Below are 1,810 nucleotides of genomic sequence, written 5' to 3'. Positions count from 1 at the left end.
GCTAAGAGACTGGAGCGGCCATGACCGAGTTGCTAGAAAACTTGATCGATCATCCAGAATCGAGCGTTCGAGGGCCTCAATCCGATCTCCTCTCGCATGTGCTGGCACAGATCCGTCTTACCGGCGACTGCGTCTACGCGCGCAGCCTCGCCCAGGCGGAACCTCTGGAATTGGATATCGACGCGGCGCATGTTTGCATCGTCATGCAGGGAACCCTGCATATGGAAAGCGACGATCCGATAACGGGAGCGTTGGATGCGGGTGATGTCGGGTTGCTGCCACGGAGTGCAGGCGACCTCAGATTAGTCGCTGGAGCCCCGACGACGGTGGTCGTTTGCCGCTTTTGGTTCGATCCCGACAGCCTTCGCAGCATGATCTTCGCTCTGCCCCGGTGCATCCACATTCGAAAGGCGGACGGTGCCAACCGACTTGACGGAATTGTCCATTTTTTGTTGAGCGAAGCCAAGGATGTGCAGCCTGGGGCGACCTTGATGATTTCCCGGATGATCGACTTGGTCGTTATCCGCGTCTTGCGAAGCTGGATTCACCAGGGCCAAACCTCGGGATGGCTTGGAGGCCTTTCCGACGCGCGCATTGCACGGGCCTTGAAGGCCATTCATGAGGAGCCCCTGAAACGGTGGAGCATTGAGGCCTTGGCCAACATTGCCGGTATGTCTCGCTCAAGCTTTTGCGCGCGCTTCACCGCGCTCGTGGGCCGATCACCGCTGCGCTACCATAGTGAGTGGCGCCTTGGGCTGGCACGGGACATGCTCGCCAAACGCAGCGCGCGCGTTGGCGAGATCGGGCTGTCCATCGGGTATGCGTCAGAGGCAGCGTTCAGCCGCGCCTATAAGGCACTCTTCGGCCATTCCCCACGCGCGGGGTATTTAACCGCCCCGCCTCCAAGCTAATGCACGCCGCTCGGTCGTCCCTTCAGTTTGAGGCCTCGGCGGACGGGCAGGGTTTCAGGCGCGGGCCGAGCCAGACTAGCGCGTCGGTCAGTCCCTGCCGCCAAGTGCCCCAGGCGTGGCCGCCGTCGATGACGCGGAACTCGGAGGCGAGCCCCGCCCGTTGCACTTCGATATGCAGCTTGGCGCTACCGACCAAAATGGAGGGATAATCATCGTCCCCGGCGGCGAACCAGAGATCGGGGCGCGGGCCGCTCGCGGGCAAGGTTGCCAAGGTCAAAAACGCATTGGCGGCGTTATAGCGCGCGGGTTCCATCGGCTGACCGAACACCGCCCCGAACATGCGAAACCGCGCCAAGACTGATGGATCGGCGTTCGGTGGCACCGGATCGAACAGGCTGCCCGAGAGGCTGATGATCGTCCCGTAGCGGTCTGGGTGGCGTAGCCCCTGCAAGACCGCGCCCAGCCCGCCCATCGACAGGCCCGCCACCGCCCGCCCCGTGCGACAGGCGTGCGTGGGGAGCTTGGCATCGATTACCGGAATCAAATCATCCGACAGCGTGGTCGCCACCGGCCCGAACGCCTCGCTATCGACATACCAACTATTGCCGACGCCGGGCATCACGGCAAACAGCGGCGGAATCACCTTAGCTTTTATCGCGGTGTCCAGAATCTCGGCAATACCGCCGCCGGTCGGCCAATCGGTCTCGTCGCCGCGCAGCCCGTGATAGAGATAAAGCACGGGCAGACGACCCGCCCCCGCCTCGGGCACATAGAGTTGATAGGGCAAGGCCCGCCCGAGCCGGGGACTATCGAGGCTCTCGGCGGTGATCCGCCCTCCCGCCAGCGCTGGGACCGCGAGCAGCAGCCCCGCCAGCAGCAGAGCCCGCACCTTAGAAAGC

2 protein-coding genes are annotated in these 1,810 nt (G+C 63.4%); one reads left to right on the top strand and one right to left on the bottom strand.

What is annotated here, in order from left to right:
• The first annotated feature begins 20 nt into the window (after window positions 1–20).
• On the top strand, window positions 21–911 hold the full coding sequence (locus tag VZ95_RS17620; protein WP_045777023.1) for an AraC family transcriptional regulator: 891 nt from the start codon (window positions 21–23) through the stop codon (window positions 909–911).
• Between the two features lie 22 nt (window positions 912–933).
• Here VZ95_RS17620 and VZ95_RS17615 read toward each other — a convergent pair.
• Window positions 934–1,810 (bottom strand): alpha/beta hydrolase (locus VZ95_RS17615; protein ID WP_052711909.1); only part of this gene is annotated, 877 nt, incomplete at its 5' end.

Source organism: Elstera litoralis (genome assembly GCF_000963705.1).
GTDB lineage: Bacteria > Pseudomonadota > Alphaproteobacteria > Elsterales > Elsteraceae > Elstera > Elstera litoralis.
This window is presented reverse-complemented; position numbering and strand designations above follow the sequence as displayed.

Coding starts and splice junctions, on each gene's coding strand:
- VZ95_RS17620 (WP_045777023.1), top strand. CDS start 21: ATGACCGAGTTGCTAGAAAACTTGATCGATCATCCAGAATCGAGCGTT.